At 70.3% G+C, this 25,405-nt stretch carries 22 protein-coding genes; 11 read left to right on the top strand and 11 right to left on the bottom strand.

All coding sequences use genetic code 11. The features are described from left to right. Positions 1-38: 38 nt before the first annotated feature. The 4 genes from OCEPR_RS00555 to rny are packed head-to-tail and all read left to right on the top strand — an operon-like array spanning position 39 to position 4,527. The gene (locus OCEPR_RS00555; protein ID WP_013456753.1) at positions 39-1,235 is read left to right on the top strand and encodes a CinA family nicotinamide mononucleotide deamidase-related protein; all 1,197 of its coding nucleotides are present in this window, start codon (positions 39-41) and stop codon (positions 1,233-1,235) included. Continuing rightward, positions 1,232-1,807: an RNA 2',3'-cyclic phosphodiesterase gene (gene thpR, locus OCEPR_RS00550; protein ID WP_013456752.1), complete on the top strand. Its 576-nt coding sequence runs from the start codon at positions 1,232-1,234 to the stop codon at positions 1,805-1,807. Before OCEPR_RS00555 ends, thpR begins: the two co-directional genes overlap by 4 nt. Then, the gene (recA, locus tag OCEPR_RS00545; RefSeq protein WP_013456751.1) at positions 1,755-2,762 is read left to right on the top strand and encodes a recombinase RecA; all 1,008 of its coding nucleotides are present in this window, start codon (positions 1,755-1,757) and stop codon (positions 2,760-2,762) included. Before thpR ends, recA begins: the two co-directional genes overlap by 53 nt. 13 nt (positions 2,763-2,775) lie before the next feature. Next, positions 2,776-4,527, top strand: coding sequence for a ribonuclease Y (rny, locus tag OCEPR_RS00540; RefSeq protein ID WP_013456750.1), 1,752 nt, complete (start codon positions 2,776-2,778; stop codon positions 4,525-4,527). Between the two features lie 131 nt (positions 4,528-4,658). On the opposite strand, the gene OCEPR_RS00535 is transcribed toward rny, so the two are convergent. Next, positions 4,659-6,377: an ABC transporter ATP-binding protein gene (locus OCEPR_RS00535; protein WP_148229242.1), complete on the bottom strand. Its 1,719-nt coding sequence runs from the start codon at positions 6,375-6,377 to the stop codon at positions 4,659-4,661. 151 nt (positions 6,378-6,528) lie between these two features. Between OCEPR_RS00535 and OCEPR_RS00530 the strand changes: the two genes are divergently transcribed. The 4 genes from OCEPR_RS00530 (at position 6,529) to OCEPR_RS12115 (ending at position 12,736) form a co-directional block, all read left to right on the top strand. Continuing rightward, a complete protein-coding gene (locus OCEPR_RS00530; RefSeq protein WP_013456748.1) occupies positions 6,529-7,431 on the top strand; it encodes an EamA family transporter in 903 nt (300 codons plus the stop codon). A 5-nt stretch (positions 7,432-7,436) separates the two neighbouring features. Then, entirely contained in the window at positions 7,437-8,195 is a 759-nt protein-coding gene (locus OCEPR_RS00525) for an alkaline phosphatase family protein (protein ID WP_013456747.1), read from the top strand. A gap of 102 nt (positions 8,196-8,297) precedes the next feature. Next, a complete protein-coding gene (locus tag OCEPR_RS12120; protein ID WP_013456746.1) occupies positions 8,298-9,257 on the top strand; it encodes a GGDEF domain-containing protein in 960 nt (319 codons plus the stop codon). A 152-nt stretch (positions 9,258-9,409) separates the two neighbouring features. Beyond that, positions 9,410-12,736 (top strand): bifunctional diguanylate cyclase/phosphodiesterase, encoded by a 3,327-nt coding sequence (locus tag OCEPR_RS12115; protein WP_013456745.1) that lies wholly within the window; start codon positions 9,410-9,412, stop codon positions 12,734-12,736. 79 nt (positions 12,737-12,815) lie between these two features. On the opposite strand, the gene OCEPR_RS12110 is transcribed toward OCEPR_RS12115, so the two are convergent. Further along, a complete protein-coding gene (locus OCEPR_RS12110; RefSeq protein WP_049773449.1) occupies positions 12,816-13,091 on the bottom strand; it encodes an ABC transporter ATP-binding protein/permease in 276 nt (91 codons plus the stop codon). Positions 13,092-13,733: 642 nt separating this feature from the next. On the opposite strand from OCEPR_RS12110, the gene OCEPR_RS00505 reads away from it, so the two are divergent. Together OCEPR_RS00505 and OCEPR_RS12955 are read left to right on the top strand one after the other, a co-directional pair. Further along, the gene (locus OCEPR_RS00505) at positions 13,734-14,177 is read left to right on the top strand and encodes a DUF5602 domain-containing protein (protein ID WP_013456744.1); all 444 of its coding nucleotides are present in this window, start codon (positions 13,734-13,736) and stop codon (positions 14,175-14,177) included. 313 nt (positions 14,178-14,490) lie between these two features. Further along, complete coding sequence (locus OCEPR_RS12955; protein ID WP_013456743.1) at positions 14,491-14,649, top strand: hypothetical protein; 159 nt, start codon at positions 14,491-14,493, stop codon at positions 14,647-14,649. 25 nt (positions 14,650-14,674) lie between these two features. Here OCEPR_RS12955 and OCEPR_RS00500 read toward each other — a convergent pair whose 3' ends face one another. The 3 genes from OCEPR_RS00500 to gatB form a co-directional block, all read right to left on the bottom strand. After that, positions 14,675-15,034, bottom strand: coding sequence for a hypothetical protein (locus tag OCEPR_RS00500; protein WP_013456742.1), 360 nt, complete (start codon positions 15,032-15,034; stop codon positions 14,675-14,677). A gap of 11 nt (positions 15,035-15,045) precedes the next feature. After that, positions 15,046-15,393, bottom strand: coding sequence for a VOC family protein (locus OCEPR_RS00495; protein ID WP_013456741.1), 348 nt, complete (start codon positions 15,391-15,393; stop codon positions 15,046-15,048). Between the two features lie 375 nt (positions 15,394-15,768). Next, positions 15,769-17,184, bottom strand: coding sequence for an Asp-tRNA(Asn)/Glu-tRNA(Gln) amidotransferase subunit GatB (gene gatB, locus OCEPR_RS00490; protein WP_013456740.1), 1,416 nt, complete (start codon positions 17,182-17,184; stop codon positions 15,769-15,771). Positions 17,185-17,364: 180 nt separating this feature from the next. Between gatB and OCEPR_RS00485 the strand changes: the two genes are divergently transcribed. Then, on the top strand, positions 17,365-19,143 hold the full coding sequence (locus OCEPR_RS00485; RefSeq protein WP_041553848.1) for a M3 family oligoendopeptidase: 1,779 nt from the start codon (positions 17,365-17,367) through the stop codon (positions 19,141-19,143). A gap of 734 nt (positions 19,144-19,877) precedes the next feature. Here the strand turns inward: OCEPR_RS00485 and OCEPR_RS00480 are convergent. The 6 genes from OCEPR_RS00480 to OCEPR_RS00450 form a co-directional block, all read right to left on the bottom strand. Then, on the bottom strand, positions 19,878-21,134 hold the full coding sequence (locus OCEPR_RS00480) for a cytochrome b (RefSeq protein ID WP_013456738.1): 1,257 nt from the start codon (positions 21,132-21,134) through the stop codon (positions 19,878-19,880). A 9-nt stretch (positions 21,135-21,143) separates the two neighbouring features. Beyond that, positions 21,144-21,770, bottom strand: coding sequence for a QcrA and Rieske domain-containing protein (locus OCEPR_RS00475; protein ID WP_013456737.1), 627 nt, complete (start codon positions 21,768-21,770; stop codon positions 21,144-21,146). Continuing rightward, entirely contained in the window at positions 21,770-22,252 is a 483-nt protein-coding gene (locus OCEPR_RS00470; RefSeq protein ID WP_013456736.1) for a DUF7318 family protein, read from the bottom strand. The genes OCEPR_RS00475 and OCEPR_RS00470 overlap by 1 nt, the downstream gene beginning before the upstream one ends. A gap of 9 nt (positions 22,253-22,261) precedes the next feature. Further along, positions 22,262-23,287 carry a c-type cytochrome gene (locus OCEPR_RS00460; RefSeq protein WP_013456735.1) on the bottom strand — a complete coding sequence of 342 codons (1,026 nt, stop codon included), beginning with the start codon at positions 23,285-23,287 and terminating at the stop codon, positions 22,262-22,264. A gap of 135 nt (positions 23,288-23,422) precedes the next feature. Continuing rightward, positions 23,423-24,208, bottom strand: coding sequence for a sugar phosphate isomerase/epimerase family protein (locus OCEPR_RS00455; RefSeq protein ID WP_013456734.1), 786 nt, complete (start codon positions 24,206-24,208; stop codon positions 23,423-23,425). Continuing rightward, on the bottom strand, positions 24,205-25,404 hold the full coding sequence (locus OCEPR_RS00450; RefSeq protein WP_013456733.1) for an ABC transporter substrate-binding protein: 1,200 nt from the start codon (positions 25,402-25,404) through the stop codon (positions 24,205-24,207). The genes OCEPR_RS00455 and OCEPR_RS00450 overlap by 4 nt, the downstream gene beginning before the upstream one ends. Position 25,405: the final 1 nt, after the last annotated feature.

Genomic DNA, 25,405 nt, shown 5'->3' with positions numbered 1-25,405 from the left:
AAGGGTAGACTGGGAAGGGGCCCGCCCCCAGAACGACGATGGAGACTGCCGAGATCGTCGGCGTCGGCAGCGAGCTGATTCGCGGCGAGACGCTCGACACCAACACCGCCGAAGTCGCCCGGAGCCTGCGCCCCTACGCGCTCGAGGTCTGGCGCACGCTGCGCGTCGCCGACGACCCCGCGCGCCTGGCGCAGACCGCGCGCGAACTCTGGCCGGGCGCGCGCCTGCTCGTCTTCCTGGGCGGCCTCGGGCCCACCCCCGACGACGTGACCACCGAGGCGGTGGCCCGGGGGCTGGGGCTCGAGCTCGCCGAGGACCCGGCCATGGTGCGCACGATCGAGGACCGCTTCGCGCGCATGGGCCGCACCATGACGCGGATCAACGTCAAACAGGCCGTCAAGCCGCGGGCCGCCGTCTGGCTGGCCAACCCCCGCGGCACCGCCCCCGGCTGGTGGCTGCGCGAAGGCGGCCGCGACCTGGTGGCCCTACCGGGTCCGCCGGCCGAGTGGCGGCCGATGTGGGCCGGGCTGCTGCCGCGGCTGGGGCTGCCGCAAAGCGGCGCCGTGCGCCGCGAGCTCAAGACCTTCGGCCTGGGCGAATCCCAGATCATGGCGCGCCTCGCGGACCTCTGGGACGCGGGGGTGACGAGCGGCATCTACGCCCACGCCGACGGCGTGCACCTGAGCGCCGAGGGCGCGCCCGCGGCCGTGGAGCGGTGGATGAACGAGGTTTCCCGGCGGCTGGCCGGGCACGTCTGGGGCTACGACGAGGACACCCTGCCCGGCCAGGTCCTCGCGCGGCTGCGCGAGCAGGGGGCCACGCTCGCCACCATGGAGTCCCTCACCGGCGGGCTGCTGGCCGCGTTGGTGACCGAGGTTCCCGGGGCCAGCCGGAACTATTTGGGCGGCATGGTATCCTATTCTATGGGCGCAAAGGCCCGTTTTGGCGTGCCTACCGACACCCTCACGGCCCACGGGGCCGTTTCCGCCGAGACCGCTTCGGCCATGGCCGAAGCCGCGCGGCGCGAACTGAACGCGACCTACGGCCTGGCCACCACCGGGGTGGCCGGCCCCGACGAGTTGGAAGGGCACCCGGTCGGCACCGTCTACGTCGGGCTGGCCGGACCGGACGGCACCCAAACGAAGCGTTACCGCTTTCCCCCGCTGGGACGCGAGGCCGTGCGCCTGCGCGCCGCCTACGCGGCCCTGGCGCTGTTTTGGAGCCACCGCCGATGAGACTCTTCTACGCGATCTTCCCTCCCCGCACCGTTCAGCGCACGCTGGCCGAGGCGCAGCGGATGCTGCGCGGCAACTGGAAGCCGGTGCGGGAAGACCAGATCCACCTCACCCTGGGCTTTTTAGGCGACGTCCCCGAGTCCGAGCTCGCGCGGGTGCGCGCCGCGGGCCGCGAGGCCGCCCGGGCGAGCGGCCCCTTCACCGCCCGGGTTCGGGGGACCGGCTTCTTCCCCAACGAGGGGCGGCCGCGCGTCTGGTTCGCCCGCGCCGAGGGCGACGGCTTCGAGCCCCTGGCGCTGGCGCTGCGCCGGACGCTGCCCGAGTTTCTGGAAGACGAACGGGCCTACAAGGCCCACCTGACCCTGGCCCGCCGCAAGGGGCCCGCCCCGCGGCCAGGGCCGGTGGTCTTCGACCTCGAGTTTCCCGTGGAGGCCTTCGCGCTGGTCGAGAGCCGGCTCACGCCGAAGGGCCCCCAGTACACGGTTTTGGACACCTTTGCCCTAAAGGAGCGTGACGAACGTGGAAAACAACGAACGGCAAAAGGCCTTGCAAAGCACCCTCAAGCAGATTGAAAAGCGCTTTGGCACCGGCGCGATCATGCGCCTGGGCGAGCGTCCGCGCCAGGAGGTGGAGGTCATCCCCACCGGCAGCCTGGCCCTCGACCTGGCCCTGGGCATCGGCGGCATCCCCCGCGGCCGCATCATCGAGATCTACGGCCCCGAGTCGGGCGGCAAGACCACCCTGGCGCTGCACATCGTGGCCCAGGCGCAGAAGGCCGGCGGCGTGGCCGCCTTCGTGGACGCCGAGCACGCCCTCGACCCCGTCTACGCGCGGCAGCTGGGCGTGGACGTGGACAACCTGCTGCTCAGCCAGCCCGACACCGGCGAGCAGGCGCTCGAGATCGTGGAGCTTCTGGTGCGCTCGGGCGCGGTGGACGTGATCGTGGTCGACTCGGTGGCCGCGCTCGTGCCCCGCGCCGAGATCGAGGGCGAGATGGGCGACGCCCACGTGGGCCTGCAGGCGCGGCTGATGAGCCAGGCGCTGCGCAAGCTGACCGGCGTGCTCTCGAAGAGCAACACCTCGGCCATCTTCATCAACCAGATCCGCGAGAAGGTGGGGGTGATGTACGGCAACCCCGAGGTGACCACCGGCGGGCGGGCGCTCAAGTTCTACAGCTCGATCCGCCTCGACGTGCGCCGCAAGGGCCAGCCGATCAAGAAGGGCGACCAGCCCATCGCCAACGTGGTGCGCGTCAAGGTGACCAAGAACAAGCTCGCCCCACCCTTCCGCGAGGCCGAGCTGGAGCTCTACTTCGGCCGCGGCATCGACCCGGTGGCCGACCTGGTCACCGTCGCCGTGGACCGGGGGGTGATCGAGAAGTCGGGGTCCTGGTTCTCCTACGGCGAGGTCCGCCTGGGCCAGGGCAAGGAGAAGGCCGCCGACTACCTGCGCGCGAACCCCGAGATGATCGAAGAGATCCGCGCCAAGGTGCTGGGTCTGGAAACCGCCGAAGAAGCCGAAGCCTAGGAGGAGGGCCGCCATGGAAACCATCGTCATCGTTGTCCTCACCGCCCTCCTCGCCGGCGGCGCCGCCCTGCTGATCGGCCGCCGCAGCGGCGGCGGCGCCGGGGGCGCGCCGCTGATCGAAGAGATCGAGAAACTGCGCCAGACCGCCGAGGAGGAGCGCAGCCGGCTCGAGGCCGAGCGCCGCCGCCTCGTCGAGGAGACCCAGCGCGAGGTCGAGCAACTGCGCCAGAGCGCCCGCGAAGAGGCCGCCCGCCTCAGCGAGCAGGCCCGCCGCGAGCTGGAAGAGGCCCGCGCCGAGGCGCGGCAGCTGCGCGAACGCGCCGAGGCCGAGGCCGACCGCCTGCGCGCCAAGCTCGAGGCCGAGATGAAGGAGCGCCTGGCCGAGGAACGCCAGCGCCTCGAGGCCGACCTGGCGCGCGACCGCGAGCGCATCGAGCGCGACCTCGAGGCCATCCGCCGCGAGCGCGAGGAGCTGAAGCGCCAGGACGAGCGCCTGGCCCGCCGCGGCGAGCAGCTGGACGCCCGCGCGGCGCGGCTGGACGAGCTGGAGGAGAAGCTGAACGCCGAGGAACGGCAGCTGGTGCAGCGCGCCGAGGCGCTGGACCGGCGCGAGCGCGAGATCGAGCTCAAGCTCGAGGAGATCGCCGGCCTCACCCGCGAGGAGGCGCGCCGGCAGCTGCTGGCCCGGCTCGACGAGGAGCTGGAGGAGGAGAAGGCCATCCACGTCAAGGCGGCGATGGAGCGGGCCCGCATGGAGGCCAAGAAGCAGGCCGCCCACCTGATCGCCCAGGCGGTCCAGCGCCAGGCCTCGGAGACGGCCGCGCAGCTGGCGGTGAGCGTGGTGCCCATCCCCTCCGACGCCATGAAGGGCCGCATCATCGGCCGCGAGGGGCGCAACATCCGCACCTTCGAGTCGCTGACCGGCGTCGACCTGATCATCGACGACACCCCCGAGGCGGTCATCCTCAGCTCCTTCAACCCGGTGCGCCGCGAGATCGCCAAGATGGCGCTCGAGCAGCTGGTCACCGACGGCCGCATCCACCCCAGCCGCATCGAGGAGGTGGTGGAGAAGGCCAAGGAGGAGATGAAGCACTACCTCTACGAGCGCGGCGAGGAGGCGGCACTCGAGGCCGGCGTGGTGGGGCTCAAACCCGGCCTGGTCCAGCTCCTCGGCCGGCTGCACTTCCGCAGCAGCTACGGCCAGAACGTGCTTAAGCACTCGATCCAGGTGGCCCACCTCTCGGGCATCCTGGCCGCCGAGCTGGGCCTCGACGTCAACCTGGCCCGCCGCGCCGGCCTGATGCATGACATCGGCAAGAGCGTGGACCGCGAGATCGAGGGCACCCACGTGGACATCGGCATCGCCCTGGCCAAGCGCTTCGGCGAGCCGCCCGAGGTGCTCGACGCCATCGCCCACCACCACGACCCCGAGAACGCCGAGACCACCTACGCCGTGCTGGTGGCCGCCGCCGACGCCATCAGCGCCGCCCGCCCGGGCGCCCGCCGCGAAAGCATGGAGGACTACATCAAGCGGCTGGAGCAGCTCGAGCAGATCGCCACCAGCTTCCCCGGCGTGGAGCAGGCCTTCGCCGTCCAGGCCGGCCGCGAGGTGCGGGTGCTGGTCAAGCCCGGCAAGGTGAACGACGCCAAGGCCACCCTGCTGGCCCGCGAGATCGCCCAGCGCATCGAGCGCGACATGGACTACCCGGGTCAGGTGCAGGTGACCGTGGTGCGGGAGACCCGGGCGGTGGACTACGCCAAATAGACTTCAACGCTTTACCGACAACACCGGCCCCGCGGGGCCGGTGTTGTCCTTTCAAACGCGGGCCCGGGCATCGCTCGGTCGCCTCTGCCCGCGAAAAACGGCCGCAGCGCGATTCTCGCGGCGCACTTGCTTCACCCGACGCCGGCGTCTTTGTAGCGCTCCGCCTGCAACCGCCACAGCTCGGCGTACTCGCCGCTCTTGGCCAGCAGCTCGTCGTGCGTCCCGTCTTCGACCAGGCGGCCGGCCTTGAGCACCAGGATCCGGTCGGCCTCGCGCACCGAGGCCAGGCGGTGGGTGACGAGCAGCGCCGTGCGGCCGCGGGCCAGACGGACGAAGTCCGAAAAGATGCGGTGCTCGGCGCGGGCGTCGAGGGCGGCGGTGGGCTCGTCGAGGACCAGCACCTCCGCCTCGCGAAAGAGCGCCCGGGCGATGGCCAGCCGCTGCCACTCGCCGCCCGAAAGCTCGCGGCCGCCGAAGGCGCGGCCTAGCGGCGTATCCAGACCCTGGGGCAGCCGGCCCAGCACCTCCCCGAGCCCTGCATTCCGCAGCGCCGCTTCTAGCGCCTCCGCGTCGTCCAGCCGCGCCAGGTCCGCCAGGCCCACGTTCTCGCCCAAAGTGAAGGCGTAGCGGCCGAAGCGCTGAAAGACCGCACCCACCTCCCGGCGCCACGCCGCCAGGTCGAGCTCGCGCAGGTCCACACCGCCGACCAGGATCCGGCCCTCGCTGGGGTCGTAGAAGCGCAACAGCAGCTTGATCAGCGTGGTCTTGCCGGCGCCGTTCTCGCCCACCAGGGCCACGGTCTGGCCGTAGGGGACGCGAAAGCTCACGCCCTCGAGCGCCCGCCGGCCGCCCGGGTAGACGAAGCCGACGTCTTCGAAGGCGATCTCCGGCCGCTCGGGCACGGGCCGGGGGCGGGCGGGCGGCCGCACCCGCGGCGCGGCCTCGAGGAAGCGGAAGAGGTGGCCGAAGAAGAGCGAGCGCTCGAAGAGGTAGCCCAGCGACTCGACCGCCCCCTGGGCGCTGGCCTGCAGGCGGGCGATGCCCTGGAGCACCAGCACCACCACGCCCACGCTGAGCGCGCCGGCGGCCGCCGCCTGCACCGTCCATCCGAGCGAGAGCCCGGCGGCCAGGTAGAAGAGCGCGAGCGGGGCCAGCGAACGCCAGAGCGCCTCGCGGCGCACCCGCTGCATGCGCGCGAAGACGCGCCCGAAGCGCCGGCGGTAGCGGTCCGCCAGCCAGTCCGTGAGGTTCCATAACCGCACCTCGGCGGCGTGCTCGAGCCCCAGGGCCACCCGCCCGTGGTAGTTCATCGCCCGAGCGTCGGGGCTCGCGCCGACCACCGCGCGGTAGCTGGCCTCGCGCTGGGCCACCAGCGAGCGCGCCAGCGGCAGCGCCGCCGCCAGCAGCACGAGCGGCATCCACGGCGCGTAGGCCCCGAGCAGCAGCGCCAGCGCCCCCAGCGTGACCGCGTCGCGGGTGAGGAAGACCAGGTTGACGATCAGGTTGAGCGGGTAGCTGCGCGCGCCCTGGCGCAGGACCTCGAGGTCGTCGTGGTAGGCCGGGTCCTCGAGGACGCCCAGGCCCGCGAGCTCACCGGATTTCTTGATGAGGCGCAGGTTGACGGCGGCGGTGAAGCGGTCGGCCAGCTCGCCGCGCAGCATGCGGTCGAAGGGGCCGAGCAGCCCGCCCAAAAGCTGCACCCCCGCCCAGGCGCCGACCCAGAGGAGCGGGTCGGGGCCGCCCTCCACCAACCCGTCCACCACCCGCCGGCTGATGGCGATGGCCGCCACCGGCAGCGTCCCCTGGAGCACCAGCAGCAGCGCCAGCAGGCTCACACCCCACGGGCTCACACCCCAAAGCCAGCTAAGGGCGCGCAACACGCGCGCGACGGTCGCGCGCGCTCCCGGGGGTTCGGCGGGTTGCGGCGTCACCAGGATTCCAGAATACCGCGCCCTCCCGGCAACCCGTCCGGGGCGTGGTAGGCTCGGCGCGAAAGGCTTCATGACGCCCACCGCGCTGGTCCTCATCACCCTTTCGGTCGTGGCCCACGCCGGCTGGAACTTCTTCAGCAAGACCCGGCCCAGCCTGGCCTTCTTCGCCGTCTCGGTGCTGGCCTCGATGGCCGCGCTGGCGCCGCTGGCCGCTCTCGACCGCACCCTGCTGCCGGCGGTGCCGGCCGCGGTGTGGGGGTTGGTGGCGGCGACCGGCCTCTTCCAGACCGTCTACTTCACCGGCCTCGCCGGGGCCTACCGCCACGGAGAGCTGTCCGTCGTCTATCCGGTGCTGCGCGCCCTGCCGGTGCTGGGGGTGACCGCGCTCAGCCTGCTGCTGGGCCAGGGGGCGCCCATCGCGCCGCCGGCCCTCGCGGGCATCGCCCTGGTGGCGCTGGGCTGCTTGCTGCTCCCGCTCGAGCGCTTCGCCGTCCCCCGGCCGCGCGACTACGCCGGCCCGGCGCTGTGGCTGGCGCTCGTCGCCGCCGCGGGCACGACCGGCTACACCCTGATCGACGACGCCGCCCAGCGCTTCCTGCGCGGCGAACTCCCCGGCCTCGGCCCTTTGCGGGTCACCGCCTTCTACGTGGTGCTGCAGACCTACAGCACCGGCCTCTGGATGGCGCTGGCGTTGCTCGCCTGGCCGGCCGAGCGGCGGCGGCTGCGGGCGCTGGGCGGTCGCGGGGCCCTGGCGGCCGGCCTGACGGGGTTGGTGATCACCGGTGCCTACGCCCTGGTGCTGGCCGCGATGGCCTTCGTGAGCAACGTCGGTTACGTGGCCGCCTTCCGGCAGCTGAGCATCCTGCTGGGCGCGGCGCTGGGGATGGCGTTGCTGGGCGAGCGCCCCCACGGCCCCAAGCTGCTGGGCCTGGCCGCGGTGACGGCGGGCCTGGTGCTGGTGGCCCTATACTGAGGCCCATGCGCCCCCGCCCGGCGTTGCTCTTCGTGGTCGACGGCCTGCGCCCCGACGCCCTCGACCCACGGCGCACCCCGACGATCTGGCGGCTGATGAACGGCGGCGCCCACACCCTGAACGGCCGGACGGTGGTTCCTTCCGCCACCCTGCCGGCCCACACCTCGCTGTTCTACGGCGTGGGCCCCGACCGCCACGGCGTGACCACCAACACCTGGAGCCCGCCGGTGCGCCCCACCCCCAGCCTGTTCACGGTGCTGCGCGCCGCGGGGCTGCGCGCCGGCAGCTTCTACAACTGGGAGGAATTGCGCGACATGGCCCCGCCGGGGCAGCTGGAAACCTCCGTCTTCCTGAGCGCGCCCGACGCGCGCGTGGCCGAAGAGGCCCGGCGGCACCTGGGCGGGCTCGACTTCGCCTTCGTCTACTTCGGCGAAACCGACTTGGTGGGCCACCGGGAGGGCTGGATGTCGCGGGGCTACCTGGGGGCGGTCGCCCGCGCCGACGGGCTGATCGCGCGGGTGCTCGACGCCGCGGGCGACGGCGCTGCGGTCGTCGTGACCAGCGACCACGGGGGCCACGGCCGCACCCACGGCAGCGACCGCCCCGAAGACGTGACCGTGCCCCTCGTGCTCCACGGTCCCGGCGCTCCGGAGCGGCTTCCCGAGCCCGCGGGCATCCTCGACGTCGCCCCCACGCTGACCGCGCTCCTGGGCGTCCCCGCCCCCGGCGACTGGGAGGGCCGGTCCCTGCTCCAGGGGCCGTGACCGGCCGCCCCCGCGGGGCGCGGTCCATTTCGCGCCGCGGCCGCTCGCGGCGCATCGCTGATGCACGTCCACAAATTTTTTCAAGGTACAATAGCAACGAACATGTCCGCGAAAGCGCCCTACGCGTCCGCCAATCCTCTGGAACGTTTTCTGGAGGCTTCCTACTGGCTCACGGTGGCCGCGGCGCTGGGCGTGGCCTTCCTGCTGCAGCTCGCCCGCGGCACCTTCACCGACTTCTTCATCGACGCGCTGATCGCCGTCTGGAGCCTGGGGCTCTACTTCTTCCCGGCCCGCCGCCCCTTCTGGCGGCGCTTCGTCCACACCCTCGGCCTCCTCCCCCTCTTCGCCTACTACGTGGCCCAGAACCCCACGCTGATTCCCCCGGACTTCAAGAGCGAGGCCTATGCGGTGCTGGCGATCTTCCCCATCAACGTCGCCGCCCTGACGCTAGGCCTGCCCGGCGCCCTGGCGGCGCTGGCGGTGGCCGCGGCGATGGCGCTGCTCTACTTCCGCTGGCCCGATCCCGCCGAGCTGTTCGCGATGGCCTGGCTGCTTTCGGCGCTGCTGGGGGCGAGCTACCACGAGCTGCTGCGGCGGCTGGAAACCTACCACGAACGGCTGCACTACCAGGCGCTGCGCGACGCCCTCACCGGCCTGGGGAACCGCCGCGCCATGGAGGAGGACTTCGCCCGCATGCAGGGCCTGGCCCAGCGCACCGGCCGGCGCCTCGTGCTGACGCTGTGGGACCTCGACGACCTGAAGGGCATCAACGACCGCCACGGGCACCAGGCGGGGGATCAGGCGCTGCGCGACCTGGCCGACGCGCTGCGCCAATCCACCCGGCGCGGCGACGGGGTCTACCGCACCGGGGGCGACGAGTTCGCGGGGCTGCACCTGGACCTCAAGGACCCGGACGCCCTCTTCGAGCGCGTCCGCGAACACTTCCCCGAGGTCTCGGTGGGCTGGATCGACGCCACCACCGACGAGTTCGAGGCCGCCTTCCGCGCCGCCGACGAACGCCTCTACCGGGAGAAGGCCCGCCGCAACCACCACCCCGGCTGAGGCCGCGCGCATCCGGGTATCCCCCGGCAACGCAACTTACGATGTTATCAATATATATTCCGGCATGCGATAGAGAACGCTCCCAGCGGCACTTTTTCCGTGTGCGTTTTCGCCGTTGGCCCGCTTGCGTTGGTGTTATATTTGACGCGTAAGTGCGAACGTTTGAAGTACAGCGCCGGCTCATCGGCACCCTCCTCGAACCGCTTCCCCTTGAAGAACGGCTGGCAAGGGCGCTGGCCCAGCTCTGCCGCAACCCCTGGCCGGGGCTGGCCCCGCGGGCGGCCGTCTTCTTGCAGGAGGGGGGACGGCTGCGGCTGGCGGCCGCCTACGGGCTCGAGCCCGAGGAGCGCGCCCGCTGCGACGCCGCCGGGCCCGGTTCCTGCGCCTGCGGCCCCGACCCCGAGAGCGGGGCGCGGCAGGGGCACGCCACCTTCCCCATCCCCGCCGGCAACGCGCCCGTGGGCGTGCTCCACCTCTGCCTCGCCCCCGGGGAGGAGCTGGGCGCGGCGACCCGCGGCTTCCTCGAGGAAACGGCCCGGCTCGTGGGGCTGGTGGTGCGGCACGAGCAGACGGCCCGGGCGCACCGCCGCGCCGACCGGGCGCGCCGGGTGCTGCTGCGGGCGCTCGAGGCCGCGCTGGGGGCGGAGAGCTGGTCCGGCTTCGCCCGTTCCCTGACGGAGACCCTGGTGGACGCCGGCGGGTACCCGCTGGCGGCGGTGTGGACGCGCGGCCGCGGCGCGGCCCTCGACTTCGTGGCCGGGGCCGGCGACGCCCTGGAGTACGCGCGCAGCATCAAGGTCACCCTCGACGACGCGCCCACCGGCCGCGGTCCGGGCGGCCGCGCGCTGAAGGAAGGGCGGCCCGTCGTCCTGCAGAACGCCCTGGAGGACCCCACCTTCGCCCCCTGGCGCCCCACGGCCGAACGCTACGGCCTGCGGGCCAACGCCGCCTTCCCGTTCGCGGTGGAGGGGCGGCCCGTCGGGGTCCTCTCGGTCTACGCCGGCGAGGCCGACGCCTTCGAGGGCGAAGAGCTGGAGATGCTCGAGCGGGTCGCCCAGCTGCTGGGCGAGGTCAAGGTCCGCCTCGAGACCGGAGAGCGGCTCGAGCTCTTCCGGGCCGTCATCGAGCAGATCCCCGAGTCCATCCTGATCACGGACACCGAGGGCCGCATCGAGTTCGCGAACCGCACCTTCGTCGCCGAGACCGGCTACGCCCTCGAGGAGGTCCTGGGCCGCAACCCCCGGATCCTCAAATCGAACCGCCACAGCCCGTCGTTCTATCGCAGCCTCTGGCAGGCGCTCAAGGCGGGGCGCACCTTCCGCGCCACCTTCGTCAACCGTCGCAAGACCGGCGAACTCTACCCCTCCGACCGTCTGATCGCGCCGGTGCGGGCCCGCGGCAAGGAGTACTACGTCGCCTTCGGCCGCGACACCGGCGCGGAGGAGCGCACCAAGGCCGAGCTGACCGCGGTCCTCGACGCCCTGCCGCAGCCGGTGATCATGGTGGACCTCGCCGGCCGGCTGCTGCGGTTCAACCGCGCCGCCGCCCGGGTGTTCGAGCTCAAGGACGAACACCGCGGGCGCCCGGTCCCGCTCCTCCACCCCCAGGGACCCGAGGGCTTCCTGAAGCGGCTCGAGCAGCTGCGTCGGGGCGGCGAGGTGCCTCCGCTGCACTTCCAGTGGCAGGGGCGGAGCTTTCGCGTCCACCCCCAGCCGGTCCGCGGACTGGGCCAGGAACCCGCGGGGGTCGTCGCCGTCTTCGTCGACGTCACCGACCTGGAGAAGGAGGCCGCCTTCCGCCACGCGCTGTTGCGGTTGATGCAGCACGTCGTCGAGGCCGAGGACCCCTACAAGCTGGTCCTCGACTTCGCGCTCGAACAGGTGCCCGGCGCCGACGCCGGCAGCCTGATGATCCGCGAGGAAAGCGGCGACCTGCTCTTCGTCGCCCTCCGCGGCCACCCGCCCGACCTGCTGCACCAGCGGCTGCCCAGCCACGCGCAGTGGCCCATCCCCAAGAACAAGGTGGGCATCTTCCGGCTCTCCGCCGAGGCGCACCGGCGCAGCAAGGCCCGCCACCCCAAGCTCTACGCCGCCGCGAACACCGCCGAGATCCGCGAGGTGCTCTACGTGCCCATCGCCCTGGAAGGGCAGGAGGAGCTCGTCCTCAACCTCGACGCCTTCCGCACGAACGCCTTCAGCGAGCGCGACCTCGAGCGCATGGACCTGCTCGCGGGGGCGCTGGGCTTCTTCCTGGGCTGGAAGAAGCAGAAGGACCAGGCGGCCTACCTGGCCTACCACGACGCCCTCACCGGCCTCCCCAACCGCCGCTTCTTCGTGGAGCTGGGGTCCAAGCTGATCGCCCGCGCCGACCGCGGCGAGCCCGCGGCGCTGCTGATGGTGGACGTGGACCGGCTCAAGACCTACAACGACACCCTCGGCCACCCCGCGGGCGACGTCCTGCTCAAGGAGGTGGCCCGGCGGCTCAAGGCGGCGCTCTTCGACGGCGACGTGGTGCTGCGCCTGGGGGGCGACGAGTTCGCCGCGGTCCTCCGGGGCTGCGACGCCGGCGGCGCCGAGAAGGCGACCCGGCGAATCCTCGAGGCCATGGCCGCCCCGGTCCAGGTCGAGGGGCGGGTGCTGCAGCCCTCGATCACCCTGGGCGTCGCGGTGGCGCCCGGCGACGGCACCAGCCTGCCCGAGCTGCTGCACAAGGCCGACCTGGCGCTGCTCCGGGCCCGCGAGGAAGGGCGCGCCCTCGCCTTCTTCGACGCCGAGCTGGAGGCCGCCCGCAGCGCCGAGCGGGAACTGGAGATCGAGCTCAAGTCGGCGCTGACCGGCGGCGGCCTCGACCTGGTCGTCCAGCCGATCCTCGACCTGCGCGACGGCAGCTACGCTCACTTCGAGGTCCTCCTGCGCTGGAAGGAGCCGCCCGCGCGGTTCATCGCGCTGGCGGAGCGCGTGGGGCTCGGCCCCGCCCTCGACGCCTACGTCCTCGACCGGGCGGAGGCGCTGGCCCGCCGGCTGGGCAAGCCCGTCTTCGTCAACCTGCTGCCCTCCACGCTGGCCGTGGGCGTGCCGCAGCGGCCCGACCCCCGCTGGGTGGGGTTCGAGGTCACCGAGCACGGCGTCCTCAAGCCCGAAGCCCACGCCCACGCCCGCGAGCTCGCGGCCGAGGGCTTCGCGCTGGCGCTCGACGACTTCGGTACGGGCTACGCCAGTTTGAACCTGCTCTACGACTTTCCCCTGCACCTGATCAAGCTCGACCGCGGCCTCATCCTGCGGGCCCTCGAGCAGGACGACGCCAAGGCCCGGGCGCTGCTCGAGGGCCTGGTGCCCGCCATGTCGGGCATGGGGCTCGAGGTCCTGGCCGAAGGGGTGGAGGACGAGCGCCACCTCGCCTACCTGGCCTCGATCGGGGTGCGCTACGCCCAGGGCTACGGCATCGCCCGCCCGGCCCCGCCCGAAAACTTTTCCGGCTAACCAGGACCGGCGGAAGGCGATGGCGCGGCCATCCGGGTGTCGCCGCGGCTTATGCGCCGGGGCCACAACCGCCGGCTCGTCATGGGCCGCACCGTTCCACCTGCAACCGCCACAGCTTGGCGCGCGTCCCGCCCTCGACCAAACGGCTGACGCGCAGCGCCAGAATCCGGTTGGCGTCGCCCACCGCGGCCAGGCAATGGCTGATGAAGAGCGCGGCACGGTCCCGAGCCAGCCGGCTGTGATCGCGCACCGCAACAAAGACGTACGACCAGCCGGGCGAGCGATTCCGATCCTTCTGGTCCCGCGTCACCCGGTGCTTGGGCCTTCGAAACCGGCCGAGCTTCTTGGTGTCCAAGCGCAGGGGACCCGGGAGCCTCAACCCCAAAGCGCTGGGGCGGGGCTTGGGCCCCAAAACGAAGAGTCGGTTGAGCCCCCGGCCTTAAGACGCTCCCGCCGTGCTCCCGGAGACCCAACCCTACGGGCGCTGGCATGGAGGCCCAGCGTTGCCGGCGAAGCAGGATGCCCGCTCCCGGACCTTATCAGGGGTGCGCTCGGGGCTTCGACTTGACCTAGTTTGTCCTGGAGGCCAGCTTCCCCCTCCCTTTTGGTAGCGCAAAGGCCGCTTGTAGGTGGGTTTTAAGCTTGCCCCTTGCGCTTTGGCCGCCCCCCTCACCGGCAGGCCTTCGATGATGCGAAACGCAAGGTTGAACCTTTCCTCGAACACAAGCCGCACGTTCTTGTGTGTGTTCGCAGGAGCCTGTACCCGCGCAGACGGGGACCCCCCGCGCTTGGAGCTATGCCTTCACGGCTACCGGAGTGCGGGCTCTAGTAAACAAGGTGTTGGGAGGTTGCGGCAAGCAAACATACAGCAAAAGTTGTGCCCTTAACTGCAGCATTACAACTGAAGCCTGCGCTACTATTCCTACTAAATCCATCCGCTATGGTGGGTTTTGGCAGCAAAAAAGGCTTTTTCAGCGAGTAATTAAGGAGGCAAGTAATGGGAAGACTATTTGCGATATTGCTCACCCTTGTAGCGCTGGCCTTCGCAGCTCAAAGCGGCAACTCGCCCAATAAGGCCGCTCCAGAGCAAATGAAGGCCACGGCCGCAAAGCTTGGATTGCCCAAAGGCACCATCCAGCTCACTCCCTGTGTTCCCGGCATGGGAGAACACTGGGCCAATCCGGAAAGCCTTCCTTTCGGACCCATCTATGGGGTTGTGGGGGACGAAGTGGTCTTCGTGGAGATCATGATCTCCCAGGAAGACTTTAGAGCCGGCAAGTCCTGGACAGGCGTTCTCATGCCGGCAAAAGGTTCTGCCGTGGATCATGTAGATATAGAGTTCGAACCCGAGGGGCACGAGGGTTACGAGATCCCCCACTACGACATACACGCTTACTTCGTTTCTCACGTGAACCACGCCGGGTTCTGCCCTCCCGCGTAGACGAAACACTCAGCTTGCCCGGGCCGGGCACTCGGTGAAAAACCCAAACCAATGTTGGAACAGCCACGCTGCCGTCACCATGCCCGGCCAATGTCTCTTAGTTGCCCGTCTCGCTTTTTCGCCTGAACCCGATCCCGCCACCATAATGGCGTTGACGACGCCACCGGGGGCACAGCAAAGACCCGGGGGTGGGCATGTTTCCGGCCGAACACCGCACGCCGCCCGCCAAGACCCTTCGGCCCGTCGCTTCGGGCGACGCCGGCGGCGCTACGACCGGGACCGCGCCGTCCGGGTCGCCTACGGCGACGCGGCCGTGGGGCAGCGGCTCGAGCCCTTCGACGACTGGACGGCCTACGCTGAACCGCTGGACGCGGGCCGCTGGGCGGTGGACTTCGCCGCCGGGGGCAAGACGGTGCTTAGCGTGCTGGTGGACCTGCCTGGCGGACGGGTGCTCGCCGTGGAAGCGCCGTAGGGCCCGTCGGACCCTCCCGGGGGCGTCAGCGCAGGCTCAGGGGCTCGAGCCACCAGCCCTCGGGCCCCACGTGCACCCGGGCCACCAGCTGCACGGCCCCGGCGGGCGCGCCGATCCGCACGCCGCCCGGCGGCAGGTAGGCGATGCGGGTGCCGTCGCAAAAGCTGCCGTCGGAACGGGTGCGCATCCGGTTGCCGGCCGGCAGGGGCAGGCCCTCGCAGACCGGCGGAACCTCGGGGGAGAACCAGCTCCAGGCGTAGCCGACGAGCACCACCTCGCGGCCTGCGTAGGCGGCCGGATCGGCCTCGATGCGGTTCAGGGTCGTGGCGCTCTGGGCGGGTGCCACAGCCGCAGCCAGCAGCAGGCCCAGGAGCGCAAGCCGCACGCGCCTCACCGCTACGGCGCCAGCGGTTCGCCGAACTCGACGCGGTTGCCGAGGGGGTCGGTGTAGGCCACCGTGCGGAAGCCGAAGTCCTGGTCCACGGGGGCGGTCTGGGGCTCGAGCCCCCGCTCCGCCAGCCGCCGCACCAGGGCGTCTACGTTGTCGACGGTGAAGAAGAGCCCCACACCCCGGGTCTCCGGGTCGTCCGGCCCGGCTTGGTGCAGGGCCAGCTTGGCGGGGCCGGTGTCGAACTCCACCCACTCCGGGTATTCGGCGCCCGCCCGGAACCCCACGGCGTCCTTGTAGAACGCCTTTAGCGGCCCCAGATCGCGCGCGAAGAGGATGGTGAAACCCAGCTTCATGGCGGCCTCCTTTCGGTTGGAGTCAGTATACCGCGGCTCTAAAAGTCAAAATTAATTACCGTTCATGGGTTTGTTGCAAGCTACAAGCCGCCAACCACAAGCTGCTTTTGTTTCCCCGGGCGAACGAGCCCTGCAGCGAGCGAGACCCGGGGGCTTGTCCTGAACCAGATTCAGCGCCTGCCCCCGCGAAAGCAGGGGCCGTGCTGTACGAATAGCCGAGATTTCGTTGCCGTTAACGGCGCTACTTCAGGCCACGGGCTACGGGCCATAAACCATGCTGTTACTACACACCACGAACCGATCGGGCGGACACATTGGTCCGCCCCTACGACGTACCACGCGCCACGTACCACGAACCGCGGGCCACAAGGCGCGCTAAACCTCCACCCCGATCTTCTCCGCCAGCAGCTTGCGCACCAAGTCGGGGCGGGCGGTGCCGCGGGTGGCCTTCATCACCTGGCCCAGGAGGGCGTTGATGGCCTTGGCCTTGCCGCCCTTGATCTGCTCGACCACGGCAGGGTTGTTCGCAATGACCTCGTCCACGATCTTCGCCAGCGCTCCCTCGTCGCTCACCGCCTCGAGCCCCCGCTCCTTCACCAATCGGGCCGGGTCGGCCCCCTCCATCACCTCCGGCAGCAACTCCTTGGCCACACGGCTGGTGATCTTGCCTTCGTCCGCCAGCTTCACGAGGGCCGCCAGGTGCTCGGGGGTGAGGCCGGTCTCGGCCACGGTCTTCTCGCCGGCCGCCAAGAACCCGCGCACGTCGGCGTTGAGCCAGTTGGCCAGCGCCTGGGCCGGGGCCCCGGCCGCGAGCGCCGCGTCGAAGAGGCCCGAGAGCTCGCGGTCGTAGGCCAGGATCTCGGCGTCGTAGGCCTTCACGCCGGCCTCCCGGTAGCGCCGCATCTTCTCGGCCGGCAGCTCGGGCATGGCCGCGCGCACGCGCTCGAGCCACTCTTTTGTAACGTGCAGCATGGGAATGTCGGGCTCGGGCATGTAGCGGTAGTCGGCCTCGCCCTCCTTGGTGCGCATCAGGTAGGTGCGGCCGGCGTTCTCGTCCCACCCCAGGGTGGCCTGCTCGATCTGGCCGCCCTTCTTCAAGATCTTCGTTTGCCGCTCGATCTCGTACTCGAGCGCCTTCTGCACGCTCCTGAACGAGTTGAGGTTCTTGATCTCCACCTTGGTGCCCAGCGGCTCGCCCGGCCGGCGCACGCTCACGTTCACGTCGGCCCGCATCTTGCCCTCTTCGGGGTTGGCGTCGGAGATGCCCAGGGTCTGGGCGATGGCCCGCAGGTGGTTCAAAAAGAGCCGCGCCTGCTCCGGGCTCTTGATGTCGGGCTCGGTCACCAGCTCGATCAGCGGGCTGCCGGCGCGGTTGAAGTCGAGCAGGGTGTGGGCCTCGCCGGCAGGGTGCAGGCTCTTGCCGGCGTCTTCTTCCAGGTGAACCCGGGTGATGCCGATGCGCTCGCCGGCCACCTCGAGGACGCCGCGGGCGCCGATGGGCCGGTCGTACTGGCTGATCTGGTAGTTCTTGGGCATGTCGGGGTAGAAGTAGTGCTTGCGGTGGAACTGGGTCCACTCGGGCACCTCGCAGCCGAGCGCCAGGGCAAACATGATGCCGTAGTCGACGGCCTGGGCATTGGGCACCGGCAGCACCCCCGGCAACCCCAGGCAGACCGGGCAGACGTGGGTGTTGGGCGCGGCGCCGAAGTAGTCGGCGCTGCACGAGCAGAACATCTTGGTCTTGGTCTTGAGGTGGAGGTGGACTTCCAGCCCGATCACCGGCTCGTACATAGCCCCGATTATACGGCGGGGACCATAAAAAAGAGCCCGTTCACCGGGCCTCCTAAGTATCAATATACCATGGTATGCGCTATGCAGCAAGGTTATGCATTTTGTCCGTCCTGGACGTGCTTTCTCCGCCCCGAAACCCCGGTCACACTCCCCTAAGGCGGGCGGGTTATGGTGGGTTCCATGGACGCCACCCTCACCCCCGAACGCTGGACCCTCGAAGACCTGTTTGGCGGACCGCAGTCGCCCGGGTTCAAGCGGGCGCTCGAAGAGCTCGACCAAAAAGCCGCGGCGCTGCAGGCCGTGCGCGACGAGCTGAAGCCCGGCCTGCCCCCGGAGCGCTTTCTCGAGATCGTGCGCCAGGTTGAGGAGCTGGCCGACCTGATGCACCGCGCCTACGCCGCCGCGGGGCTGTGGTTCTACGAGGACACCCAAAACCCCGAGGCCCAGGCGCTGCTCGCGCAGATGCGCCAGAAGTCGGCGGAGATCGAGAACCAGACGCTCTTCTTCGAGCTCTGGTTCAAGGACCTGCCCGACGAAGAGGCCGACCGCCTCGTCCAGGCCGCCGGGGAGCGCTACCGCTACTGGCTCGAGCAGATGCGGGCCTGGAAGCCCTACACCCTCAGCGAGGGCGAGGAAAAGATCGTCAACCTTAAGAACGCCACCGGCCGCAGCGCCCTCGACACCCTCTACGACACCATCACCAGTCGCTACAAGTTCACCCTCGAGGTCGACGGCGAGACCAAGACCCTGACCCGCGGCGAGCTGATGGTCTACGCCCGCGACCCCCGGCCTGAGGTGCGCGCCGCCGCCTACCGCGAGCTCTACCGGGTCTACGCGGAGGACGCCCCGGTGCTGGCGCAGATCTACCAGAACATCGTCAGCGACTGGAAGAACGAGTACTTGGAGGTGCGCGGCTTCAAAAGCGCCATCGCCGTGCGCAACAAGATCAACGACCTGCCCGACGCGGTGGTGGAGACGCTGCTCGAGGTCAGCCGCCGGAACGCCCCCCTCTTCCAGCGCTACTTCCGCCTCAAGGCGCGGGTGCTGGGGATGGAGCGGCTGCGCCGCTACGACGTCTACGCCCCGGTCACCAAGGCCGAGAAGCGCTACGGCTACGCCGAGGCGCGCCGGATGGTGGACGAGGCCTTCGCCGCCTTCGACCCCCGCTTCGCCGAGCTGGCCGCGCGCGTCTTCGAGCGCCGCCACGTCGACGCCGAGGTGCGCGAGGGCAAGGCCGGGGGCGCCTTCTGCTGGACGCCCGCGCCGGGCACGGTGCCCTGGGTGCTGCTCAACTACCAGGGCCGCCCCGACGACGTGAGCACCATGGCCCACGAGCTGGGGCACGCCGTGCACGGCATGCTCGCCGGCGAGCACCCGGTCTTCACCTTCCACGCCCCCATGCCCCTGGCCGAGACGGCCTCGACCTTCGCCGAGATGCTGCTGGTGGACCACCTCCTGGCCACCGAGTCCGACGCCGAGGTGCGGCGCCAGGTCCTCTTCGACCAGATGGACGGCAACTACGCCACCATCCTGCGCCAGGCCTACTTCGCCCTCTTCGAGATCGAGGCGCACCGGCGGATCCCCGAGGGGGCGACGGCCGACGAGCTGAAGGCCGCCTACCGCGCGAACCTGGAAGAACAGTTCGCCGATGCCGTGGAGCTGTCGGACGAGTTCGACTGGGAGTGGATCAGCATCCCCCACATCTACGGCACGCCCTTCTACGTCTACGCCTACGCCTTCGGCCAGCTCCTGGTGCTGGCGCTCTACAAGCGCTACCGGGAGGAGGGCGAGGCCTTCAAGCCGCGGCTGTTCCGCATTCTCGAGGCCGGCGGCAGCGTCGCTCCGGCGGAGCTGCTGGCGCGCGAGGGCTTCGACGTCACCGCCGCGGCGTTCTGGCAGGGCGGCTTCGACGTGATCGCCGAACTGCTGGCGAAGCTGGAAGAAGAAAGCGGAGCGTAGGGGCAGCCCCGGAGCGCACTGCCCGATTGACCGTGGGGGCCGGTCGGCGCACCCGTGCCTGGTTTGCGGCGCACCTCAGGCTCCGACCCACGCGCCCACCCAGGAGTGCGGGTTGTAGGGGCGGGCCGGCGTGCCCGCCCGCGGTGTTGCGGGATCGCCAGGATGCGACGACCTGGTCAAGGTCGTAGGACAAGTCCCGGATCGAGCCCGGCGCGGGCCACCAGTGCTCACCCGCCTTACAGGCTCGTCCCGGGCCACGGGTTTGCTAAGGCACCTACGAGACCCCGGGTCGCGCGCCCTTCGGGCGCTTGCCCGGGGCGACGAAGCAGGGGGCGGGGAAAACAGACGCAGACCCGGACGGGCCCCCAACGACTACCCGACCTTGGCTTCTCGCACGGCATGGACCCCGGCCTCAGCCCTGAATAAACTCGCTCACCCGGGGAAGCGCTTGTGAGTTGCAGGAAGGTGCATCAGTCGCTTCCCCGGTCACGCCGGCAAAGCCTACGCGAGCCGGGGCCTGCCCTGAACCAGATTCCGGTGCCGTGGCGCGCGGCTCGTGGCCCGGGAAAGGTGACGGGCCCGTCGGCGGCACTGAAACTTCGGGCTTCTCTTCCGGCACGAACCCCGTTTTCGCAGGGCCGGGCGATACGAAGCAGGATGTGCCCGCACTTCGCTGACCGCGCCCCACGCGAAAGGGCCGGGCTTGCGCCCGGCCCCGGTTCACGAAAGGCGGATCAGGCCTCTTCCAGCTCGCCGGCTTCGCCCTTGGGGGCCTTGCCCCAGTAGGAGACGATGATCAGGTAGCTGGTCAGGTAGGTGGCTAGGGTGCCCACGATGATGATCGTCCACAGCTGCAGGTTGGAGAAGCCGAACTCCTGCTTCCAGCCCGCCAGCGAGGTGGTCAGCATGAACGCGATCAGCGCGAAGGTCACGCTGGTGCGCACCGGGTGGCGGGTGGGCAGCTCCATGTAGCGCTGTTTGGTCTTGCGGGTGTCCAGGAAGGGCAGCAGCACCGCCGCGATGCCCAGCAGGCCGGGCACCAGCACGCCCCCGATGAACTCGGAGTTGATGGCGGCGCCGAAGGGCAGCGGGATCTTGAGGTCGCCCGGGATGATCTGCAGGATGCCGTAGATCCAGAGGAAGTACCAGTCGGGCTTCACCGCCGGCGTGGAGGCCGTGGGCGGGCCGAAGGCCTCGACCGGGTGGGCGATGTAGGTGCCGGCGATGAAGAAGACGACGGCCAGGTAGAGCAGGAAGAGGACGCCCATCATGAAACCCTGCTGGGGCATCATGGGCACGCCCAGGATCTTGCCCGGGGCCACCTTCTCGGCGTAGGCCGGCTGGGTGTGCTTCTGCTTGATCATGATCAGCATGTGCGCGCCGATCAGGGCCATGAGCAGGAGCGGGAACCAGAGCACGTGCAGCGAGTAGACGCGCGGAATCGAGTGCAGCGTCGGGTACTCGCCGCCGAAGATCAGCTGGGAGATCCACTCGCCGATGTAGGGCATCGAGGCGCCGATGCCGTAGCCAATCTGGGTCGCGGTCACGCTGAAGGCGTCGAAGGGGAGAGAGTAGCCGGTGAAGGCGGTGACGACGCTCAGGCCCAGGAGGGCGAGGCCGAGCAGCCAGTTGATCTCGCGCGGCTTCTTGTAGGCGCCCGAGACGAGGATGCGCAGCATGTGCAGGAAGGCCGCCGCGATCATCACGTTCGCCGACCAGTGGTGCACACTGCGCAGCACGGCCCCGAAGGGCAGCGAGTCGATGTAGAGGATCGAGGCGTAGGCGGCGGGCAGCTCGCGGCCCATGTACTTGATCAGCCGGCTCGAGGGCTCGTAGTTGAAGGTGAGGAAGATGCCGGTGAGCACCAGGGTGATGAAGGCGAACATGGTGATCTCGCCCAGGAAGAAGGAGTGGTGCACCGGGAACGCCTTGCGCAGGAACTTCTTGTTCAATCGGGACAAGCTGAGTCGTTCATCCAACCAACGGTACATGATCCCCTCCTAGACGGCGCAGCTTCCCCCTTGGGGCTCGAGGCCGGCCACCACGCCGACCGGGCTGGTGAATCCGCCGGCGCAGACGGGCTTGTTGCCCTCCGTCTGGATCGGCAGCGCGGGCAGCGGCCGCGGCGGCGGACCGCCGACGACCTTGGCCCCCTGGCGCGGATCGTAGATGCCCTTGTGGCAGGGGCAGAGCAGGTCGCCCTTGTCGGCCACCCAGTCGCTCACGGTGCAGCCCAGGTGGGTGCAGATGGCCGAGTAGGCGACGGTGCCGTCGGCCGCGTACTCGGCCGTCTCGGGGCTGAGTTCGGCCGGGTCGAGGCGGATGAGCAGCACCATGTTGTTGCGCTCGCCGTTCTTGATCACGCCGGTCTTGGGGTCCTTGGGGAAGGCCAGCACGAAGGGGCCGCCCTTGGGCAGGTCGTCAAAGGTGATCTCCTCGCCCTTCTTGTCCCCCTCGGCGAAGACGAAGACGTCGCCCTTCTTGGGTGGTTCGGTCTCGGGCGTCACTTCCTTCTTGGGCTTGAGCGCCCCGATGGGCACCAGCATGGAGATCGCGCCCAGACCCAGGCCCACCCCGACGGTGGCGCCCACGATGGCACGACGGGTGGTGTCGGTTTTCTTGCTCATTACCAGGGCACCTCCGAGTGTTCGTCTTCGACCAGCACCTCGTCGTCGACGAAGAACTTCTTGTAGACCACGAGCAGCAGCGTCATCACCAGCAGGATCGCCGCAGCCAGCTGCCCCATGAACGACGACTTGACCGGGCCCTCGGTCAGCCCGTAGAGGACCGCGTTCACGAAGAGGCCCGAAAGCCCCACGAGCAGGAGCGCCAGCACGAAGACGACGACCATCGGGGCCGCGCCCCCTTCCGCCTCCTCGCGTCCGGGACGCAGCTCGCCGCCCTCGAGCCAGGCGGAGACGTACCCGATCGCCCCCCAGAGGAAGAAGACGATCCCGAAGGTGATCAGGCCCAGCTGACCGACCGAGAGCTCTTCAGGCTGGTGGCCGGCCAAACGGGCGATGTGCAACCCGTCCAGGTAGGCCATGTACCACAGGGCCACCCCGAACAGGATGCCGAAGAACGGTAGAACCGTGTCGTTGCGGTACATTTCCCCTCCCTATCGCTTGGCGGCGACCTCGTCCGGCGAGACCGGACCGAAGTCGTTGCCCCAGCTGTTGCGGATGTAGGTCGCGATCGCCGCGATCTGCTGGTCGTCGTACTGCCCGGCGAAGCCCGGCATGGGCACCTTGCCGTTGAGGATGCGGTCGATGACCAGGTCCTTGTCGGCCAGGTTCTTGTTGCCGGCCAGGGCCGGGAAGGTGGCGACGCCCGCGCCGTTCGGCTGGTGGCAGCCCGCACAGCTGGCCAGGTAGAGGTTCTCGCCCTCGCTCATCACCGCCGGGTCCACCGCGGCCGCGGCGGCCGGGGCGGGAGCGGCCTCCTCCTTGGGCGCCTCGGCCGCGCCGCCGCCCAGCGAACCCAGGTAGGCGCGCAGGTCGGCGATCTCCTGATCCGAAAGCTGGGCGAAGGGGGGCATGGCGCCGAGGCCGTTCTTGACGATGCTCGCGAACTGGTCGGCGTTCTCGACGATCGGCGCGCCCGCGAGCGCCGGCCCGAACCCGCCCTCGGCGTTGGCGCCGTGGCAGCTCGCGCACTGGGCGGCGTAGACCGCCTTGCCCGCAGCCGCGTCGCCCGCGCCTGCAGGGGCGGCCGCGGCCTCCTCCACCGGGGCGGCTCCGGTTTCCTTCACGATCTCCTTGGCGCTGGGCGCGAAGGCAAAGTAGAACCAGACGAGCCCCAGCACCAGCACGGCGCTCAGCACCGCGCCGACGATCGAAAGACCGCCGCCGGTCTTCGGCGCCGCGTAGTCGCCGGTGACGACCTCGAACTCGACGGGGCCGCGCACCTGCTGGCCGTCGTCGAGGCCGTCGATGAAGGGGCTGGGCAGGTTGTCGACCTCGAAGTCGATGACTTCTTCCTCGACCTGACCGCCTTTAAAGGTGGTCACGACCCTGAGGGTGTGGGGTCCGTCGGGGATCTGGCGGGTGTCCAGGGTGACCTTGAACGGAGGGCTGGTGAGCACCTGTAGGGGCTCTTTGGACTCGTCCAGGAAGACCTCGATCCGCTCGATGTTCTGATTCATACGTCTCCTCGCCTCCTCGTGAACCGTGGTTTTTTTCGCCGCCTACAACGCGGCACCCGCGTCCTTGCTATTGTAGCCCAGCAAGGCGCGGGAGGGGCCCACGTTCAGGGGCCACCCTATCGGCGCAGGCTTAGGTCAAATGTCCCAGGCCGCGTGCAGCGCCCGCAGGCTGTTTTTCACGCCCTCAACGCCTCCGGTGACCTCCAGCGCCGCCGTGCCCGCGAACCCCGCGAGCGCCTCCTTGAACGCCGGGTAGGGCAGGCTCCCCGCCCCCACCGGCAGGTGGGCGTCGCGGTCGCCCAGGTTGTCGTGCAGGTGCAGGTGCAGCAGCGGCGCCCGCGAGGCCTGCATGGCCTCCAGGTAGGCGCGGATCTGCGCCTCGCCCCCCTGCACGTAGGCGTGGGGCAGGTCGAGGGTGTAGCCGAAGCCCTCCCCCGCACCCTCGACGAGGCGGACGAGCTCGGCGGGCTCCTCGAGCAGGTCGTGGCGGTCGAGGGCCAGGTTCTCCACGGCCACGGGCACCGGGGGCGGGCCCAGGCGCTCGAGCGCCCGGGCGAGCCGCTCCTTCGCCGCCTCGATCAGGACCGGGTGGCGCAGCGGGATCTGCCCCGTGTGCAGCACCCCCACCTGCGCCCCGACGGTCTCGGCGAACTCGAGCGCCCGCTGCATCCGCTCCAGGCTGGTCGCCCACGCCGCCTCCACCACAGAGGCCAGGTTCAGGTCCACGAAGGGGAGGTGGACGGTGAAGCCCACCCCCGCGGCCCGACCCATCTCGCGCAGCTCGCGCGCGCCCGGCAGCTGCGGGAACATCTCCTGCAGGTCCACGCTCAGCTCAAGGTCGAGCCCCAGCTCCGCGGCGAGCGCGAAGGCCTCGCGCGGGTCCACCAGGCCGGCGGTGACCGCCGAAAACCCGAGCCTCACCGGACCTCCAGAGCCTTCTTCTGGGCCTCTTCGAGCGCCTGCCGCGGGTCCGTGCGCCCCTTGAGCGCCTTCTCCAGCGCCTCGTCCAGGTAGTCGCGCCAGACCGCGAACTGCGGCACCCGCGGCCGCGGCACCGCGCGCGCGATCTGTTCGAAGGCCACCTTGCGGTAGGGGTTCTCGGCGTAGAAGTCCTCGAGCAGCGGCAGCACCGACCGGCGCAGGGGCACGTAGTAGCTGGCGTGGATCCACTCGACGAGGTTCTCGGGCTGCATCAGGAACTTCCAGAAGGCGAAGGCGCCCGCGGCTTCCTCGTCGGAGGCGCTCTTCAGCACCACCAGCTCGGCGCCGCCCATGGGCACCTTGCCGCCGGGCTCGTGGGGCACCGGGGCCACCCCCAGCTCGAAGGCGAAGGAGTACTTCTCGGCCGCCGGCCAGTTGGCGATCGAGGCGAAGACCATCATCCCCTTGGTGCGCACGAAGTCGAGCTGCGCGAACTGCGACTCGGCCAGGTTGCGCGGGATCGCGGCCTTCTTGTCGACCAGGCGGCGCAGCATCGCGAGCGCGTCCACCGCCTCGGGGCTCGCGAAGTTGGGCCGGCCGTCCGCGGTGACCAGGCTGCCGCCGCGGCTCGTGACCATGGCCTCGAAGATCCAGGAGTCGAGGATGGCGATGAACCCCTTGCTGCGCCGGGTGGTCAGCTTGAGGGCGTCGTCCTCGAAGGTCTTCCAGTCGCCGGGCACCGGCAGGCGCAGGGTGCGCAGGGCGTCGGCGTTGTAGAAGAGCACCGGCGTGGAGGTGTTGAAGGGCAGACCGTAGCGCACCCCGTCGACCACGCCGTAGTTCCAGGGGGCTGCGTAGAAGTCGGCCACGAACTCGGGGTCCAGGCCGGCGGTGAAGGCGTCGAGCGGCCGCACCGTCCCCTCGGCCACGAGGCGCGGGAAGAAGGCGATCTCGGCCTGGTAGAGGACCGGGGCGCTGCCGGTGCGCAGCGCCGCGATCAGCTTGGTCTCGGCCTCGCGGTAGTCGCCCACGTAACGGGGAACGACCCGGTAGTCCGACTGCGCGGCGTTGAAGCGCTCGGCGAAGCGGTCGATCGCCTCGCCGGCGGGGCCGTCCATCGAGTGCCAGAACGTCACGTTCACCTGCGCCAGCACCGGCGCCAGGGCGAACAGGGCTAGGATCCACCAACGTTTCATA

Origin of the sequence: Oceanithermus profundus DSM 14977 (genome assembly GCF_000183745.1) — a bacterium.
Lineage (GTDB): Bacteria > Deinococcota > Deinococci > Deinococcales > Marinithermaceae > Oceanithermus > Oceanithermus profundus.
The sequence above is the reverse complement of the archived record's forward strand: the minus strand, read 5'-3'. Positions and strand labels throughout refer to the sequence as shown.

Excerpts from the sequence above, each read along its gene's own strand:
- OCEPR_RS00470 (WP_013456736.1), bottom strand. The coding sequence starts at position 22,252 with ATGTACCGCAACGACACGGTTCTACCGTTCTTCGGCATCCTGTTCGGG.
- OCEPR_RS00450 (WP_013456733.1), bottom strand. The coding sequence starts at position 25,404 with ATGAAACGTTGGTGGATCCTAGCCCTGTTCGCCCTGGCGCCGGTGCTG.
- OCEPR_RS00485 (WP_041553848.1), top strand. The coding sequence starts at position 17,365 with ATGGACGCCACCCTCACCCCCGAACGCTGGACCCTCGAAGACCTGTTT.
- OCEPR_RS00475 (WP_013456737.1), bottom strand. The coding sequence starts at position 21,770 with ATGAGCAAGAAAACCGACACCACCCGTCGTGCCATCGTGGGCGCCACC.
- OCEPR_RS12120 (WP_013456746.1), top strand. The coding sequence starts at position 8,298 with ATGTCCGCGAAAGCGCCCTACGCGTCCGCCAATCCTCTGGAACGTTTT.
- OCEPR_RS00480 (WP_013456738.1), bottom strand. The coding sequence starts at position 21,134 with ATGTACCGTTGGTTGGATGAACGACTCAGCTTGTCCCGATTGAACAAG.
- gatB (WP_013456740.1), bottom strand. The coding sequence starts at position 17,184 with ATGTACGAGCCGGTGATCGGGCTGGAAGTCCACCTCCACCTCAAGACC.
- OCEPR_RS00555 (WP_013456753.1), top strand. The coding sequence starts at position 39 with ATGGAGACTGCCGAGATCGTCGGCGTCGGCAGCGAGCTGATTCGCGGC.
- OCEPR_RS00530 (WP_013456748.1), top strand. The coding sequence starts at position 6,529 with ATGACGCCCACCGCGCTGGTCCTCATCACCCTTTCGGTCGTGGCCCAC.
- OCEPR_RS00495 (WP_013456741.1), bottom strand. The coding sequence starts at position 15,393 with ATGAAGCTGGGTTTCACCATCCTCTTCGCGCGCGATCTGGGGCCGCTA.
- OCEPR_RS00460 (WP_013456735.1), bottom strand. The coding sequence starts at position 23,287 with ATGAATCAGAACATCGAGCGGATCGAGGTCTTCCTGGACGAGTCCAAA.
- rny (WP_013456750.1), top strand. The coding sequence starts at position 2,776 with ATGGAAACCATCGTCATCGTTGTCCTCACCGCCCTCCTCGCCGGCGGC.
- thpR (WP_013456752.1), top strand. The coding sequence starts at position 1,232 with ATGAGACTCTTCTACGCGATCTTCCCTCCCCGCACCGTTCAGCGCACG.
- OCEPR_RS00505 (WP_013456744.1), top strand. The coding sequence starts at position 13,734 with ATGGGAAGACTATTTGCGATATTGCTCACCCTTGTAGCGCTGGCCTTC.
- OCEPR_RS00525 (WP_013456747.1), top strand. The coding sequence starts at position 7,437 with ATGCGCCCCCGCCCGGCGTTGCTCTTCGTGGTCGACGGCCTGCGCCCC.